This window comes from Enterobacter sp. TMH.L2, assembly GCF_050847315.1.
In the GTDB taxonomy this organism is placed as follows: domain Bacteria; phylum Pseudomonadota; class Gammaproteobacteria; order Enterobacterales; family Enterobacteriaceae; genus Cedecea.
The window spans coordinates 2,660,321-2,676,787 of sequence record NZ_CP193791.1 but is presented as its reverse complement, the minus strand read 5'-3'; the positions used below and the strand labels follow the sequence as shown (position 1 = coordinate 2,676,787).

Here is a 16,467-nt window from a genome sequence, read left to right as displayed (position 1 = left end):
CCGCCATCTGGCGGGTTTTTGTATGGCTTACTGCTGAGGTGCCGGGGCGGCGTCCGGAGATGCATCATCCCCCGGTGCTTCGTCCTGCGGCTGCGGCACGGCATCGCTGTCGTTATCCTGCAGCGCCGGGCCACCCATGCCTGCCGGCAGGGCGAACATGCTGAACAGCTCGCCCAGCGACATCTGCTCGCCGTTCAGGGAGGCTTTGCCATTGCCGTATTGCAGGCTGGTGGTGATGTTATCGCCGTCAACTTTGGTGACGCGGAACATCTGGCCCATGGCAGCGAGGCCCTTGATCTGCTGGCTGGCGAGTTTGTCTGACTCTTCCGGACTATAGCCTTCCAGCTGCGCCACCTGGGACATCAGCCCCGTAGCCATTGGCATAGGGATAACCAACTTCGCGTCGAGAGATTTCACGTAGCGATCCAGCTGTTCTTCCGCCGAATTGGCCGGGCCGGTTGCGCCCTGCGGATCCTTCATAAACAAGGACAGGTTAAAGGTCGATTCGCCTTTCGCGTTCTTCCAGCTCAGCGGGGCGACGGTAATGATTGGGTTGCCCTTCAGCAGCAGTGGCAGGTTAGCGCTAATCAGCTCCACGGATTTTTGCTGATAGAGCTCAGGGTTTTGCTGCAGCGCTGGATCGGCCATCAGCTGCTGTACGCCCGCGTTATATTTCTGGGTAAACTCGCGCAGCGCGGCGGCATCAATATTGCCGAGCTTGAGCGTCAGCTTGCCGCTGCCCATGTTCTGGTTCTGGACTTTCAGCGCATCAAGGCTGTAGTCGAACTGGCCGGTGAAGTGTTTTTTGTCGTCCTGCACGTCAGATTTTGCGTTCAGGTTAAAGCCTTCCACGACGGCAATTTCTTTGCCATCCACAACCATAGACAGCTTATCGATGGTCGCTTTCTGAGAGCCTACGCGCTGGTCAAACAGGCTGCGTTTGCTGTCGCCGTCGGTTTTGATCCCGTTGAAAGAGAGCTGCACGCGCTGGCCGTATTCGTTGACGGTGTTGACAAGGCCACTGTCGGCCGAGCCGGACAGGGCGATTTCATTGCCCGCGCCATCAACGTCGGCGGTAAATTTGCCGCCGCTGAAGCTGAACTTGTCTTCACCCTCGGTGGCATCAATGGCCGCCAGGGCGATATCCGAAGACGTTGCCCCGCTGTAGCCCACGCGGGTTTCCACGCCGATAAGCGGCTTATCTTTGGTCAGCGTGAAGAGGTGTTTGGTGGTGTCGTTATTCACCAGTTCGGTGTGGATCGACGCCATGCTCGGGATCAGGTTGAATTTCTTCAGCTGTGCGAACGGGAAAGGACCATGGTCGATGGTTTCGTTGAATAACACGCTTTGGTCTGGCGTGAGCAGGGCGTTTTTCGTCCCGGCAGCCTGTTTAACCACCAGCTGTACCGAACTGTGGAAAAGCCCACGCTTGTAGTCCTGATAGCTGAGGACCAGCCCTGATTCCGGTGCTGAATTTTTGATTTCAGCATTGGCGTTATCAATCATTTCGGCCATACGGCCTTCGAGCTGTTTACCCGTAAACCAGGCCCCACCGGTCCATACCACGCCTAGCGCAACAATTACCCCAACCGCAACCAGAGATTTTTTCATCGTGTCATTATCCATGTCATGTATAGAAGCCGGCAGCCGTCCCCCACCGGGCGAAAGAAAAACGCCTGTTATCAGGCGTTTTCGTCAACATGCTTACTAGCTTAGCAATACGCGCTAAAAAGATCAGTAAGTTAAAGTTTATTAAACACTCGTGCTACCCGGCCAACGCCGCTGACGGCAATCGGGGATTCTGCGGCGCTAATAAAGGCTGACTCGCCCGGCTTCAGCACCAGGCGCTGGGCGTCTTTGGTTAGCACGGCTTCACCTTCAACGCAGAACACAATGGCAGCGCTTTGTTGTGCCAGCGCGGCTTCCTGCGTGCTCAGGTCGTGCAGGGAGAAGGCAAAGTCATCCACTGGAATAGGGAAGTCCAGTTCGCTGCCGTTTTTCTGCGGCTCGGTCAGCAGTTGATTGGCCGGTTTTGGCTCAAATTTGACGTTGGCCACCAGTTCAGGGATGTCGATGTACTTCGGCGTCAGCCCGGCACGCAGCACGTTGTCAGAGTTAGCCATCACTTCCAGCGCGACGCCGTTCAGATAGGCGTGTGGGGTTTCGGCGAACAGGAACATCGCTTCGCCCGGCTCAAGCTTAACCACGTTCAGCAGCAGCGGGGAGAAGAGGCCGCTGTCGTCCGGGTAGAACTCGGAAATCAGGCGAATGGTTTCCCACGGCTCGCCCTGCCGATTATTCAAGGCAGCTTTTAGTACGCCAAGAGCCAGGGCTTTTTCTTCGCCCTGCATATTTAGCAGGCCGGCAAACAGCTGCGCCAGGGTTTCGGCCCCAGGCTGCTGGAGGAAATGCGCAATCAGCGGATGTGCGCCAGAAACCGGCTGTAGCAGCGACACAATGTCGGAGAATTCGCGGAAAGCGTTCATCGCGAGGAACGGCGTCAGGGCAAAAACCAGTTCAGGTTTGTGGTTAGGATCTTTGTAGTTACGCTCTGCGGCATCAAGCGGAATACCCGCTGCATTTTCTTTCGCAAAGCCGATTTCAGAGGCTTTTTTGTTCGGATGAACCTGAATGGAGAGAGGCTGGGCGGCGCAAAGGACTTTGAACAGGAAAGGCAGCTCGCCAAAACGCTCGGCAACGGCTTTCCCCAACAGCGCTTGCTTATCGGCGTCAATCACATCGCGCAATGCGTGCGGTTGCCCGTTGGCATCGAGCACTTTTGAACTACTCTTTGGGTGAGCGCCCATCCACAGTTCGGCCATGGGCTTATGCTGCGGGTTGGCGATGCCATACAGTTCCGTTAGCGCCGTTTCACTTCCCCAGGCATAATTTTGTACCGCATTGATCAATTTTTGCATCTCAGGTCCCTGTCATCATTGAATCGAAGTTTCAGTTATTAAACCAATTATCCGCGGGGAAGTAACCAGGGCAACAAAAAGTCGTATTAGTCTCAGTTTCTGTTAAAAAATTGTGTAGCATGTTATGACTTGTTTTTGGAACGCAGCGTAAGATCCTGCGCTGAAATATAAAAATTAACGTTACTGTTGTCGCAAGTGAGAGAAATATGTCGAATAAACCCTTCCATTACCAGGAGCCTTTTCCGCTCCAGAAAGACCCGACCGAATATTACCTCCTGAGCTCCGACTATGTTTCCGTCGCCGAGTTTGACGGCCAGCAAATCCTCAAGGTTGATCCTCAGGCCCTGACGCTGCTGGCTCAGCATGCCTTCCACGACGCTTCGTTTATGCTGCGCCCGGCGCATCAGCAGCAGGTGGCGGACATTCTGAGCGACCCGGAAGCCAGCGAGAACGATAAATACGTTGCGCTGCAGTTCCTGCGTAACTCAGATATTGCCGCCAAGGGCATTCTGCCGACCTGCCAGGACACCGGCACCGCTATCATCATGGGTAAAAAAGGCCAGCGCGTCTGGACCGGTGGTGGCGACGAAGAAGCGCTGTCTCGCGGCGTCTACAACACCTTTATTGAAGATAATCTGCGCTATTCCCAGAACGCCGCGCTGGATATGTACAAAGAGGTGAACACCGGCACCAACCTGCCAGCGCAGATCGATCTCTACAGCGTGGACGGCGACGAGTACAAATTCCTGTGCATCGCCAAAGGCGGCGGTTCGGCTAACAAAACCTATCTCTATCAGGAAACCAAAGCGCTGATCACCCCGGCGAAGCTGAAAGATTACCTGGTGGAGAAAATGCGCACCCTGGGCACCGCGGCCTGCCCGCCGTATCACGTGGCGTTTGTTATCGGCGGAACCTCTGCCGAAGCGACGCTGAAAACCGTGAAGCTGGCGTCAACCAAGTACTACGACGGCCTGCCAACCGAAGGCAACGAATACGGCCAGGCATTCCGCGACGTGCAGCTGGAAGAAGAGTTGCTGAAAGAAGCGCAGAATCTTGGCCTGGGCGCGCAGTTCGGCGGCAAATACTTTGCCCACGATATCCGCGTTGTTCGTCTGCCTCGCCACGGCGCATCCTGCCCGGTTGGCATGGGCGTGTCCTGCTCAGCCGACCGCAATATCAAAGCCAAAATTAACAAAGACGGCATCTGGCTTGAGAAGCTGGAGCACAATCCGGGCAAGTACATCCCGGAAGAGCTGCGTCAGGCGGGCGAGGGGGAAGCCGTTAAGGTCAACCTGAACCGTCCGATGAAAGAGATCCTCGCCCAGCTGTCCGACTTCCCGGTGTCCACCCGTCTGTCGTTAACCGGCACCATTATTGTGGCGCGTGACATCGCTCACGCTAAACTGAAAGAACGTCTCGATAACGGGGAAGATCTGCCGCAGTACGTGAAAGATCACCCGATTTATTACGCAGGCCCGGCCAAAACGCCGGACGGCTACGCATCCGGCTCCTTAGGGCCGACCACGGCGGGCCGCATGGACTCCTACGTGGATCAGCTGCAGGCCAACGGCGGCAGCATGATCATGCTGGCCAAAGGCAACCGCAGCCAGCAGGTGACCGACGCCTGTCACAAACACGGCGGATTCTACCTCGGCAGCATCGGTGGCCCGGCGGCGGTGCTGGCGCAAAATAGCATCAAGAGCCTGGAGTGTGTGGAGTACCCGGAACTGGGTATGGAAGCTATCTGGAAAATCGAAGTGGAAGACTTCCCGGCGTTCATCCTGGTGGATGACAAAGGCAACGACTTCTTCCAGAAAATTCAGGCCTCACAGTGCTCTCGATGCGTTAAGTAATACTCAAGCCGCCGCCTATAGTGGCGGCTTTTTTTATCGCAAAGGAGAAAGGCATGACATCCAGTCGCAGTGAAAAAGACTCAATGGGCCCGATCGACGTCCCGGCAGATAAGCTGTGGGGGGCGCAGACCCAGCGTTCACTTGAGCACTTCCGCATTTCTACCGAGAAAATGCCGACCGAGCTGATTCGAGCGCTGGCGCTTACCAAGCGCGCGGCGGCGAAGGTCAACGTTGACCTCGGCCTGCTGCCTGCAGAGCGCGGTACGGCCATTATCGCGGCCGCAGATGAAGTGCTGGCAGGAAAGCACCCCGGTGAGTTCCCGCTGGCTATCTGGCAGACCGGCTCCGGCACCCAAAGCAACATGAACATGAATGAAGTGCTGGCGAACCGCGCCAGTGAAATTCTGGGTGGCGTACGTGGGATGGAGCGACTGGTGCACCCGAACGACGACGTGAACAAAAGTCAGAGTTCGAACGACGTTTTCCCGACCGCCATGCACGTGGCGGCCATTATCGCGGTTCGCGAGCACCTGCTGCCGCAGCTAAACGTGCTCAGGCAAACGCTGGCCAAAAAAGCCGATGCGTTTAAGGATATCGTCAAAATCGGCCGTACCCACCTGCAGGACGCCACGCCGCTGACGTTGGGGCAGGAGATCTCCGGCTGGGTGGCGATGCTTGAGCATAACCTGAAGCACATCGACCATAGCCTGCCGCATCTGGCGGAGCTGGCGCTGGGCGGTACGGCGGTGGGCACCGGGCTGAATACCCACCCTGAATATGCGGTGCGCGTGGCAAAAGAGTTGGCTGACTTCACGAAGCAGCCTTTCGTCACGGCGCCAAACAAGTTTGAAGCACTGGCCACCTGCGATGCCCTGGTTCATGCGCATGGCGCGCTGAAAGGGCTGGCCTCGTCGATGATGAAAATTGCCAACGACGTTCGCTGGCTGGCTTCCGGCCCGCGCTGCGGCATTGGCGAGCTGTCGATTCCTGAGAACGAACCGGGCAGCTCCATCATGCCGGGCAAAGTGAACCCGACCCAGTGCGAGGCCGTCACCATGCTGTGTTGCCAGGTGCTGGGGAACGACGTGGCGGTGAATATCGGCGGTGCGTCCGGTAACTTCGAGCTGAACGTTTATCGCCCGATGGTCATCCATAACTTCCTGCAGTCCGTTCGCCTGCTGGCCGACGGCATGGAAAGCTTCAACGAGCATTGCGCAGTGGGCATTGAGCCTAATCGCGATCGCATCAGCCAGTTGCTGAACGAGTCGCTGATGCTTGTGACCGCGCTCAATACCCATATTGGCTATGACAAGGCGGCAGAAATTGCCAAAAAGGCCCATAAAGAAGGGCTGACCCTTAAAGCATCGGCACTGAAGCTCGGTTATCTGACCGAGGATGAGTTTGACGCCTGGGTTCGCCCTGAGGATATGGTCGGCAGCATGAAGTCGTAAGTTTTACGTTTCGCAGTACAGATGCAGCCGCGGGATAATCAGTCTCAGCGGCTGCGCTTGAGGCTTATAGCGGTGCTGAATGTTTTCGGCATCGTAATTCAGCAGTTCGCCTAAATCGGGCGAGGTTTCACCACTTTCCTGCTTACACAACACAATCAGCGGAGAAGGGCAGGCATACTGCACCTGTTTCTGCTGCGCCTGATACCACACGCGGGCCACGGGCTGAACCTTCACCGGGCGCTTGATTTTCAGCCGTGCGTTTTCCGGCAGCCTTTGCACTTCATCCATTTCCTGCCTCACGCGCTCGGCCCACTGTTCCTTTGTCCACGGCGGCACGGCTCGACCGGCATTCAGGCTTTTTTCCAGCATCTCCAGCACCTGCTGGCGGCTAAGGTTTTTGACAATCTGTTTATTCGCCCAGCCAAAACGCACGGTGTCCGGCGTTTCAAGCAGGGTAATGGCGCGGTATGCGTTCAGGGTAAGCAGGCCGGGAATATGGCGGTGAACCCATTCAAAACGCTGGGCGGAGGGAAGCGTCGACTCGACGCTGATAATCTGCTCCAGAGCGTGTTTCAACTGATTGATGTTTTCCAGGAGCCCCGAAGTTTGCTGGTATTGCTCTTCGCTGACCGAATAACAGAGCGCGCCGGGTAGGCGCACGGCGGCCTTGGTGCTGATTTTTTCCGACTGCTGCTGGATAAACAGCCGCGTAAAGTGGGCGACGGCGGCGTGATGCGCCTCCAGCCCGACGCGCTGGGTGACTTCAATCTTAGAGAGCGGATCGTGCTCTTTGCTTTTTTCTATCTCCGGCAGCGTAAAGACCCGCCCGCTGAGCAGTCGAAGCTGACCGAGCTGTGCCCTGAGCACAGTCAGGTGCTGCTCCAGCTCCCGGCAGGTGGACGTTAAACGTTCAATAAGATCGTAGCGTGGCATAGCGACTCACATTAGTTACAACATACTTATGAACTGTAGCAACGGGAGACCGCATCAGCAACTGTGAACGTGGCGCTTAACAGGGAAAAATCGCCCGGTAGGGGTTACCGGGCTGGCGAATTCAGGATTCAGGATTCAGGAAAGGTACGTGGTATTGACCGGCCATGAAAAGCGGAAGCTGGCGCCGCCCAAAGAGCTGCTTTCAATGGTGACGTGTCCACCCATCGCCACGGCAATAGAATGGACTATCGCCAGGCCAAGCCCGCAGCCGCCGGTTGCCCTGTCCCGGCTGGGGTCGAGGCGAACAAAAGGCTCGAATACGCGGGCGCGCTCTTCCTCAGGAATGCCCGGGCCGTCATCTTCTACCTGCAAATGGGCGATATCATCTTCACGCCACAGGCTGACGCGCAGCTGTTGCTCACTGTAGCGCAGGGCGTTATTGATCAGGTTGTCCGTGACGCGTTCCATGAGGCGCAGATCCAGCGCGCCATAGTCAATGGCGGTGAGGGTATCTGTCTCCAGGCTAATCCGGCGCTGACGGTGAATGAGCTGTACGTCGGCAATATGCGTTTCCATCCAACTGGCAAATTTGACGTGCGCCAGATGAAGCTCGGTCTGCGGGCGGTCGAGGCGTGCGTAGGTCAGCAGCTCGTCAATCAGCGCTTCTAGCTGGCCAATATCCCGATTGAGCGCCAGAGATTCCTCTTCGCTGAGGTTGTCGCTCATTTCAAGACGGTAACGCAGGCGAACGAGCGGGGTACGCAGCTCGTGGGCAATGCCGTCAATCAGCTGCTTCTTGCTGGCAATCAGGGCGTTGATGTTATCGGCCATTTGGTTAAAGGCGATGCCCAACCGTTCAAAGCTTGAGGCATTATCAAAATGGATGTGCTCATCCAGATGCCCTTTACCAAATCGCTGGGCGGCGCTTTCGAGTTTGAGCATGTCCTGCCAGTGCGGGCGCATCCAGATGAACACCGGGAAGGCGAGCGAAATGGCGATAAATGCGATCAGGCCAATATCCAGCAGCCGCATCTGATGCAGATAAAAGAGATACGGAATTGGGCCGACGGCCAGAACGTAGTGGCTGCGTGGAATGCGCTGGATGAATGTATATTCTTCGTCCAGCGCCACAATCTCGCCTTCTCGCAGGTGGCGAGCGGCAACGTCATCGAGTTTGAACTTGCTCATCGGCTCAATATTGAGCTTGAAGGAGAGGTTCAGGTCGAGATCGTTGATCGTTTTATTCCAGTCCCGCGGCGGAATTTCACGTAGCTCGCTGCGCATCAGGTACAGCGAACTTTTCATTAAGTCATCGAGCGACTGTCGTCCCGCCCGCTCGGCGGTGAACTTATACACCAGCCCGACCAGCATGGTCATCACCAGGAAGCAGACAAACAACAAAAGATAAAACTGTACAAACAGCTTTTTCATTGAGCGTTACCGTCAAATCCGTATTTCATTAAGCTTCGCTTTCCCAGGCGTGAGGGGCAAATAAATAGCCTTTGTTGCGCACGGTTTTGATACGGAAGGGCTCAGTCGCATTATCCAGCAGCTTTTTGCGCAGGCGGGAGATGGCCACATCCACGCTGCGATCCATGCCGTCATAGGTCACACCACGCAGATTTTTTAATAAGGCATCACGGTCCATTATCTGGCCTGCGTGGGTGGCTAGCTCCCACAACAGATCGAAATCCGCAGTCGACAGCACAACGTTTTCATCCCCAAGCGTGACCTGGCGGTTCAGCGGGTCAATACACAGCGTGCCAAAACGTATAGCTTTATGCGGCTTGAGGTTACTGGCCGTTGTGTCTGCCGTTTGTTGGGCTGAAACACGTTGACGGAGGTGTAACCGTAAACGCGCCAGCAGCACCGCAGGCGGCGTTGTTTTTAAAATGTAGTCATTTGCGCCCATTTCCAGCGACAGAATATGGTTCATGTCGCTGTCCAGAGATGTCAGCAGAACAATTGGGCCGTCCCACTGTGGGCGAAGGTCGCGGCATAGCGTCATCCCGTCTTTCCCTGGCAGCATAATATCCAGCAAAACCAAATCCGGCTGCTGTTGCTGGATAACCGCTTCGGCGCGGTCACCGCGGGTTTCAACGATAACGTCAATGTCATGTTTCCCGAGATAGGCGGCTATCAGGCCGCCAACTTCCGGGTCGTCTTCCACGTAAACTATTTTGCTCATAATCCGCCGCGTCGGCTTTTAAAATTTGAACATACAATGATGCAATAGATTACACCATTAATGGTTGGTAAACAGTGTTAGCGTAGGTGCCGGCCACCGTCTACGGCATGGCTTCTGCCGGTGACATAGCGGCTGGTCAACAGATACTCAACCAGACGCACAATTTCCTGCTCACCCGGGGCGATTTTCATCAGCGATTTGTTAAGCGAGCGCTGGCGGTAGTCGGCATCGTCGTCGGTGTTAAACATGATCAGGGCAGGCGCGATGGCGTTGACCTTGACTTCCGGGGCCAGTTTAAGCGCAAAAGAGAGCGTCATATTTTCCAGTGCCGCTTTACTGGCGGCGTAAGCGATATGTTTGTCGCTGCCGCGCTCCGCCACGTAATCGGTCAGATGGATGATATCGCTGCCCGCCTGACCGTGTCCGCGCAGCAAACTCTCCAGCTCATGGTTAAGTAAGTAGGGCGTGGTAACATGAACCTGCATCATTGCCTGTAGCGTATCGCACAGGGCCGTGTCGCGAGTTTCTGGCTTCCATTCGCTGGCATTATGAATGATGGCGCGCAGTGCGGGCGTGAGTGACTTCACCCGTTCAGCGAATTCAAGGATACCTTCATTCGTTGAAAAGTCGGCGTACAGGCAAGTGACACCGGCCTGTTCAAGTTTATCGACAGCGGGATGGCGAGTGCGATAGCTGACAATTACCGGCTGAGATTTAGCCAGAAAATGCTGAGCCAGTGCCAGGCCAATACGCTGGCCTGCACCGGTGATAAGAATAGGTCGGTTAATAGCTTGGCTCCCCTCATCCAGAATAGTTGCCGGGGAAAGGATTCGTTACCCCACCAGCATCCACGTTGCCGGAAATGCTGCCAGCAGCATCAGGCAAATCATCGTTCTTTCTTTTAAATTTAGCGACTTTTCGTGCGTATGGGTACGACGCGCGTAAATAAAGACTAATAATCCAGGCGCATACAATACGACCGAAAGCAGCAGATGCATCGGGCCTGACGCATAAAGCAACCACAAACCGTAGAGGCAGGCTCCAAAACCAATCGCCTTGTGTAAAGGGCGGGTCGCGATTTTTAGCAGGTATGCACCCACCAGGAAATAAGGCACCAGAATCATTTCTGAGGCGATGGTTAGCAGCGTGTTGTAGTCCGACCCGGTCAGCCAGATCAGCACGAGGCACACCTGCACGCTAATATTCGTCAGCCAAAGAGAAGCCGACGGTGCGTTATTTTTGTTCTGACGGGCAAACATTTTGGGGAAAGCTTTATGGGTTGCCGCCAGCAATGGCACTTCTGCAGCCATAATTGTCCAGCTCAGGTACGCGCCGCACACGGAAACAATCAACCCGGCAGCAATAATCACTTCCCCCCACGGGCCCATCATTTCGACCATCAGGCCAGCCATCGACGGATTGCGCATTGCAGCAAGCTCAGGGCGAGCAACTACGCCGAGTGAAAGTAGCGTGACCAGCAGGTAGACGCTGAGTGCGGCAATGACAGCCAGAAGCGTTGCTCTGCCAACGTCTTTTTTATTTCTTGCTCGTGCGGATACCACCACGGCCCCTTCCACGCCGATAAAGACCCAAAGGGTAATCAGCATGGTGTTTTTCACCTGTTCCCAGACGGGAACGCCGAGTTTAATACCGGTAAAATCGAGAGAGAAGGTAGATAGCTTAAAAGCAACTGCCGCCAGTACCACAAACATCCCCAAAGGCAGCAGCTTCGCAAGCGTTGCGACCAGGTTGATGCTGGCCGCCGTTTGTACGCCTCGCAGCACCAGCCAGTGCACCATCCATAACAGAACGGATGCGCCAACAATGGATTGCCAGGTATTGCCGTCGCCGAACAGACGCAGCTCAGGCGTGTCGGTAAAGAAGCTAAGGGCGGAGAAAACAATGACCAGGTAAGAAACGTTGGCGATCACCGCGCACAGCCAGTAACCCCAGGCCGAGAAAAAGCCGATAAGCTCCCCAAAGCCCTCACGCGCGTAGGTGAATATTCCGCCGTCCAGGTCGGGGCGGAGTCGGGTAAGCACCAGCATCGCCAAAGCCAGCAGGAGGATACCTACGCCAGTGATCGCCCAGCCGATCAGCAACGCAGCCGGACTCGCAACGCTTGCCATATTTTGCGGCAAGCTAAACACGCCTGCGCCGAGCATGGAGCTTAATACCAGCGCGGTGAGCGCTGCGAGGCCAAGTTTCTTTTCCATACGCATCCTGTTGAGGTCAGAAGTGTTCCAGCATAATTATTATGCTTTTTCGCATATAAATGGAGGATCACGCTAAGGCGCGGGATTTTACGGAGTGTGCACACTGCTTGCAATGCGTGTGGTGCGATAAAATGATTTGAGTGCAAAAAAAAGGGCAGCGGAAGCTGCCCTTTGATTGATGGTGTATCTTATTTAAACAGGTCTGCGCTGACGGTTAAGTTGTTACCTTGTTCCTGCCACTGGCGAGTGATGTGGTAGAACTTAGCCCCTTTATCAGCTGCACGCTTCGCAACCTGGTAGGAAACTTCGGTCATGCTGCTGAAGTTACCGGTGAACTTAATGCTGTCAAATGGCACCATTTGAGCAGCCGTTATCTTGTTGACTTCCTGTACTTTGGTGCCGTTTGGTAGCGTTACGGTATAACGTGAACCCTGAGATGACTGGGTTTCAAAGAAACGGCCAACGTCGGAAGACGGCGTTTCTGAAGAAGCAACACCTGGAATTTCCACATTTTTGGCAGCAGCGCCGCCCGCGGCTAGCGCGGCTTTACCTGCTTCGGAGTTTGCTGGCAGCAGGTCCGGACTTTGCACAACGCGTTTTTTAGCGTCAGCTTTATAGATAAACGCCGTTACGCGCTGGTTGCCGCCCTGGTTGGTATCGACCTGGCGCACGATAAAGAAGGAGGCAGCCCCTTTTTCGCGTGCAGCTTTAGTAATGGCATCATTAACGTCCGGTTGGGTACGGAAGAAACCCTGAACGGTGACGGTATCAAAGGGTTCCAGTCGATAAGCCTGGTCTTTCGGCAGCTCCATCACGCCATTGATGACGCGGTTCTTAGGCGCATCGGCTTTAGGTGCATCATTCTTATAAACATCAGCCACGACGCGGGAGTTGCCGCTTTCGCCCATTGCGCTGGTGTCCAGCACGTAGAAAGAAGCGGCCCCGATAGCATCTGCGCGGCGAGATACGGCGGCCACGGCATCGCCGATAGCATTAAAGCGGCCTGTGATAGTGATTCGATCGTACGGCTTAAGTGCGGCCGCCTGCTCTGGTGTCAGTTCGGTCGCCGCCTGAGCGGACAGCGAGGTGACGGAAATAAGAGCTGACGCCAGAAGGGTGTTCTTGAGATTCATAAAAATAATCCTTCGCCTTGCGCAAAATGAATACAGGTACTTCTCTGATTAGGACCGATTAGATGCCGATTATGGCTGGAAATAACGTCCTTGTCTGCGGCATTTTTCGCGCCTTGTGCCTTCCCGGCGATGAATAACCGCGACAAACGTTATTAAGTTAAAAAAAGAGGCATTCACCGCTAAAACTGATAAAGCTTATGACTTATTTGGTTAAAATGTTGTTAAAATTGGTTTTTGTTGCGGCGTAGAATCATGTCTTACCGTCTCGGTTAAGCGTATTATCAGGCCTCGGCGTGTAAATAAAGATTAAAACAACTGTCTGAGCGCCTGATGACTGAATTTTTGCGATAAAAATAGAAATACCAGGATGCGGATGTAGATCACAGTCGTTATTTTCAGTAGGTTATAAAAAGTTTGTTACAGATGTATTTTTTGTTGAAGTGGTAATGGAACAGATATCTGCCTGCGCGTGCGGGCGGATGCTTGCGTCTGGCCATGGCAAGGTCTGGCAAACCATCATCAAAAACAGATGGAAGGGAATACTATGCGTATTGGTGTACCAACAGAGCGGTTGGCCAATGAAACCCGTGTAGCCGCCACGCCGAAAACGGTAGAGCAGCTGATTAAACTGGGATTCACTGTCGCCGTTGAAAGCGATGCGGGGAAACTGGCAAGTTTTGACGACGAAGCGTTTGAGCGCGCGGGGGCGATCGTTGCCAGCGGCGCGGATGTCTGGCAGTCGGACATTATCCTTAAAGTGAACGCCCCGCTGGATAACGAAATTGAGCTTGCTCGTGAAGGTTCGACGCTTGTCAGCTTTATCTGGCCGGCGCAAAACCAGGAGCTGCTTGAAAAACTGGCGGCGCGGAACATCACCGTTATGGCGATGGACTCAGTGCCGCGTATTTCACGTGCGCAGTCGCTGGACGCGCTTAGCTCCATGGCTAACATCGCCGGTTACCGTGCGATTGTCGAAGCCGCACATGAGTTTGGCAGGTTCTTCACCGGGCAAATCACCGCCGCCGGTAAAGTCCCGCCAGCTAAAGTGATGGTTATCGGCGCGGGTGTTGCGGGCCTGGCGGCGATTGGCGCGGCCAACAGCCTCGGGGCAATTGTTCGTGCGTTTGATACCCGGCCTGAAGTGAAAGAGCAGGTGCAAAGCATGGGCGCCGAATTCCTGGAGCTGGACTTCAAAGAAGAAGCCGGCAGCGGGGATGGCTATGCGAAGGTGATGTCCGAAGCCTTTATCAAAGCCGAAATGGCGCTGTTTGCGGCTCAGGCGAAAGAGGTGGATATCATCGTCACTACGGCGCTGATTCCGGGCAAACCTGCACCGAAGCTGATTACCCGTGAAATGGTGGATTCCATGCAGCCGGGCAGCGTGATTGTCGATCTGGCGGCACAAAACGGCGGCAACTGCGAATACACCGTTGCGAACCAGGTCACCGTGACGCCTAACGGGGTGAAGGTCATTGGTTATACCGATCTGCCGGGTCGTTTGCCGACCCAGTCCTCCCAGCTTTACGGCACTAACCTCGTCAACCTGCTCAAGCTGCTGTGTAAGGAAAAAGACGGCAATATCACCGTTGATTTTGATGATGTGGTTGTGCGCGGTGTGACCGTTATTCGCGAAGGTGAAGTCACCTGGCCTGCGCCGCCGATTCAGGTTTCCGCTCAGCCGCAGGCCGCTGCAAAACCAGCTGCTGAGCCGGTCGAAGAGAAAAAACCAACGTCTCCGTGGTTTAAATATGGCCTGATGGCGCTGGCAATTATTCTGTTTGGCTGGTTCGCAAGTGTGGCGCCAAAAGAGTTCCTTGGTCATTTCACCGTCTTTGCGCTGGCCTGCGTGGTGGGCTACTACGTGGTATGGAACGTCTCCCATGCTTTGCATACGCCGCTCATGTCGGTGACGAATGCTATTTCAGGGATAATCGTGGTAGGTGCGCTGCTGCAGATTGGCCACGGTGGCTGGGTCAGCTTCCTGAGCTTCATTGCGGTACTGATCGCCAGTATCAATATTTTTGGTGGTTTCACCGTCACTCAGCGCATGCTGAAAATGTTCCGGAAGAACTAAGGGGTAACACATGTCTGGTGGATTAGTTACAGCTGCATACATTGTTGCCGCGATCCTGTTTATTTTTAGCCTGGCTGGCCTGTCGAAACACGAAACCTCAAAGCAGGGTAACCTGTTTGGTATCGCGGGGATGGCGATTGCGCTGGTGGCGACCATTTTTGGCCCGGAAACTGGCAATGTCGTGTGGATTATCATCGCGATGGTGATCGGCGGGGCGATTGGTATTCACCTGGCGAAGAAAGTCGAAATGACCGAAATGCCGGAGCTGGTTGCCGTGCTGCACAGCTTTGTGGGCCTGGCGGCGGTGCTGGTTGGTTTTAACAGCTACCTCGATCACGGTCCGGGCCTTGAGCCGATCATGGAGAATATCCACTTAACGGAAGTCTTCATTGGGATCTTCATCGGGGCAGTGACCTTTACCGGCTCTATTGTCGCCTTTGGCAAGCTGCGCGGTAAAATTTCGTCTAAACCGCTGATGCTGCCAAATCGTCATAAGCTCAATCTGGCGGCGCTGGTGGTTTCCTTCGCGCTGCTGCTGGTGTTTGTGCGTACCGAAAGCGTTGGTATGCAGGTTCTGGCCGTGCTGGTGATGACTATCATTGCGCTGGCGTTTGGCTGGCACCTGGTGGCGTCCATCGGTGGGGCAGACATGCCGGTTGTGGTGTCGATGCTTAACTCTTACTCCGGCTGGGCCGCAGCGGCTGCGGGCTTTATGCTCAGCAATGACCTGCTTATTGTCACTGGTGCGCTGGTGGGGTCTTCTGGTGCCATCCTCTCTTACATTATGTGTAAGGCGATGAACCGCTCGTTTATCAGCGTGATTGCCGGCGGTTTTGGAACAGACGGTTCTTCAACCGGTGAAACGGAAGAAGCGGGTGAACACCGTGAAATCAGCGCGGAAGAAACGGCTGAAATGCTGAAGAACTCCACGTCAGTGATCATCACCCCAGGCTACGGCATGGCGGTGGCCCAGGCGCAGTATCCGGTGGCGGAAATTACCGAAAAACTGCGTGCCCGCGGAGTCAAAGTACGTTTTGGTATTCACCCTGTCGCGGGGCGTCTGCCGGGCCACATGAACGTACTGCTGGCTGAAGCCCGGGTGCCCTACGACGTCGTGCTGGAAATGGACGAGATCAATGACGACTTCGCCGACACCGACACCGTGCTGGTTATCGGGGCGAACGACACCGTAAACCCGGCTGCTCAGGACGATCCGCGCAGCCCAATCGCCGGTATGCCGGTGCTGGAAGTGTGGAAAGCGCAGAACGTGATTGTGTTTAAGCGCTCAATGAATACCGGTTACGCAGGCGTGCAGAACCCGCTGTTCTTTAAAGAGAACACCCAGATGCTGTTTGGTGATGCCAAAGCCAGCGTCGAAGCGATTCTGAAAGCGCTGTAAGCGTTAGCCGTCTTGTGAATGCCGCCCAAATGGGCGGCTTTTTTTTGGGGTACGGGACAGGAACGAAAACGCAGGTTCAGGCGCAATCAGAGCGAAGCCGCAGCGTGTGATATTTTACAAAACAAACAGATCTGGAGGACGAAGGTATTGAGAGGATCTCAAGAAGATATTTTTAGTTTTAGAAATAAACAATCACGCCATTTGTCATCATCCTGTAAAAATATTGATTTCAGCGAGTTGGGTTATCATCGAGAAAAATCGTCTGTATATCCTGAAAGCCACTAAGTTTATTCAGGCCTTTC

Annotated in this window: 12 protein-coding genes; 4 read left to right on the top strand and 8 right to left on the bottom strand. The window is 54.8% G+C overall.

Features of this window, described 5'->3' with window-relative positions; translation table 11 throughout:
- Window positions 1-27 precede the first annotated feature (27 nt).
- Together ACREYP_RS12800 and manA are read right to left on the bottom strand one after the other, a co-directional pair.
- Complete coding sequence (locus ACREYP_RS12800; RefSeq protein WP_336709865.1) at window positions 28-1,611, bottom strand: YdgA family protein; 1,584 nt, start codon at window positions 1,609-1,611, stop codon at window positions 28-30.
- 131 nt (window positions 1,612-1,742) lie between these two features.
- Window positions 1,743-2,918, bottom strand: a complete 1,176-nt coding sequence (gene manA, locus ACREYP_RS12795) for a mannose-6-phosphate isomerase (RefSeq protein WP_336817650.1) — start codon at window positions 2,916-2,918, stop codon at window positions 1,743-1,745.
- A gap of 206 nt (window positions 2,919-3,124) precedes the next feature.
- Here manA and fumA point away from each other — a divergent pair, with 206 nt between their 5' ends.
- Together fumA and fumC are read left to right on the top strand one after the other, a co-directional pair.
- Window positions 3,125-4,771, top strand: coding sequence for a class I fumarate hydratase FumA (gene fumA, locus ACREYP_RS12790; RefSeq protein ID WP_008456390.1), 1,647 nt, complete (start codon window positions 3,125-3,127; stop codon window positions 4,769-4,771).
- A 53-nt stretch (window positions 4,772-4,824) separates the two neighbouring features.
- Window positions 4,825-6,222: a class II fumarate hydratase gene (gene fumC, locus ACREYP_RS12785; RefSeq protein WP_008456388.1), complete on the top strand. Its 1,398-nt coding sequence runs from the start codon at window positions 4,825-4,827 to the stop codon at window positions 6,220-6,222.
- Window positions 6,223-6,225: 3 nt separating this feature from the next.
- Here fumC and tus read toward each other — a convergent pair whose 3' ends face one another.
- The 6 genes from tus to ydgH all read right to left on the bottom strand — a co-directional run bounded on the left by tus (window position 6,226) and on the right by ydgH (window position 12,692).
- Window positions 6,226-7,155, bottom strand: coding sequence for a DNA replication terminus site-binding protein (gene tus / locus ACREYP_RS12780; RefSeq protein ID WP_336817649.1), 930 nt, complete (start codon window positions 7,153-7,155; stop codon window positions 6,226-6,228).
- A 135-nt stretch (window positions 7,156-7,290) separates the two neighbouring features.
- Complete coding sequence (gene rstB, locus ACREYP_RS12775; protein ID WP_008456385.1) at window positions 7,291-8,586, bottom strand: two-component system sensor histidine kinase RstB; 1,296 nt, start codon at window positions 8,584-8,586, stop codon at window positions 7,291-7,293.
- A 28-nt stretch (window positions 8,587-8,614) separates the two neighbouring features.
- Entirely contained in the window at window positions 8,615-9,343 is a 729-nt protein-coding gene (gene rstA / locus ACREYP_RS12770; protein ID WP_008456384.1) for a two-component system response regulator RstA, read from the bottom strand.
- A 77-nt stretch (window positions 9,344-9,420) separates the two neighbouring features.
- Complete coding sequence (folM, locus tag ACREYP_RS12765) at window positions 9,421-10,152, bottom strand: dihydromonapterin reductase (protein WP_336817895.1); 732 nt, start codon at window positions 10,150-10,152, stop codon at window positions 9,421-9,423.
- Window positions 10,153-10,176: 24 nt separating this feature from the next.
- On the bottom strand, window positions 10,177-11,559 hold the full coding sequence (locus ACREYP_RS12760; protein WP_008456382.1) for an amino acid permease: 1,383 nt from the start codon (window positions 11,557-11,559) through the stop codon (window positions 10,177-10,179).
- Between the two features lie 188 nt (window positions 11,560-11,747).
- Window positions 11,748-12,692, bottom strand: coding sequence for a DUF1471 family protein YdgH (gene ydgH, locus ACREYP_RS12755; protein WP_008456381.1), 945 nt, complete (start codon window positions 12,690-12,692; stop codon window positions 11,748-11,750).
- Window positions 12,693-13,236: 544 nt separating this feature from the next.
- Here ydgH and pntA point away from each other — a divergent pair.
- On the top strand, window positions 13,237-14,766 hold the full coding sequence (gene pntA / locus ACREYP_RS12750) for a Re/Si-specific NAD(P)(+) transhydrogenase subunit alpha (RefSeq protein WP_336817648.1): 1,530 nt from the start codon (window positions 13,237-13,239) through the stop codon (window positions 14,764-14,766).
- A 10-nt stretch (window positions 14,767-14,776) separates the two neighbouring features.
- Window positions 14,777-16,165, top strand: a complete 1,389-nt coding sequence (gene pntB, locus ACREYP_RS12745; protein WP_008456379.1) for a Re/Si-specific NAD(P)(+) transhydrogenase subunit beta — start codon at window positions 14,777-14,779, stop codon at window positions 16,163-16,165.
- Window positions 16,166-16,467: the final 302 nt, after the last annotated feature.

Bases quoted from the DNA above. Each gene is read 5' to 3' on its own strand.
- ACREYP_RS12800 (WP_336709865.1), bottom strand. From the start codon at position 1,611: ATGAAAAAATCTCTGGTTGCGGTTGGGGTAATTGTTGCGCTAGGCGTG.
- manA (WP_336817650.1), bottom strand. From the start codon at position 2,918: ATGCAAAAATTGATCAATGCGGTACAAAATTATGCCTGGGGAAGTGAA.
- fumA (WP_008456390.1), top strand. From the start codon at position 3,125: ATGTCGAATAAACCCTTCCATTACCAGGAGCCTTTTCCGCTCCAGAAA.
- fumC (WP_008456388.1), top strand. From the start codon at position 4,825: ATGACATCCAGTCGCAGTGAAAAAGACTCAATGGGCCCGATCGACGTC.
- tus (WP_336817649.1), bottom strand. From the start codon at position 7,155: ATGCCACGCTACGATCTTATTGAACGTTTAACGTCCACCTGCCGGGAG.
- rstB (WP_008456385.1), bottom strand. From the start codon at position 8,586: ATGAAAAAGCTGTTTGTACAGTTTTATCTTTTGTTGTTTGTCTGCTTC.
- rstA (WP_008456384.1), bottom strand. From the start codon at position 9,343: ATGAGCAAAATAGTTTACGTGGAAGACGACCCGGAAGTTGGCGGCCTG.
- ACREYP_RS12760 (WP_008456382.1), bottom strand. From the start codon at position 11,559: ATGGAAAAGAAACTTGGCCTCGCAGCGCTCACCGCGCTGGTATTAAGC.
- ydgH (WP_008456381.1), bottom strand. From the start codon at position 12,692: ATGAATCTCAAGAACACCCTTCTGGCGTCAGCTCTTATTTCCGTCACC.
- pntA (WP_336817648.1), top strand. From the start codon at position 13,237: ATGCGTATTGGTGTACCAACAGAGCGGTTGGCCAATGAAACCCGTGTA.
- pntB (WP_008456379.1), top strand. From the start codon at position 14,777: ATGTCTGGTGGATTAGTTACAGCTGCATACATTGTTGCCGCGATCCTG.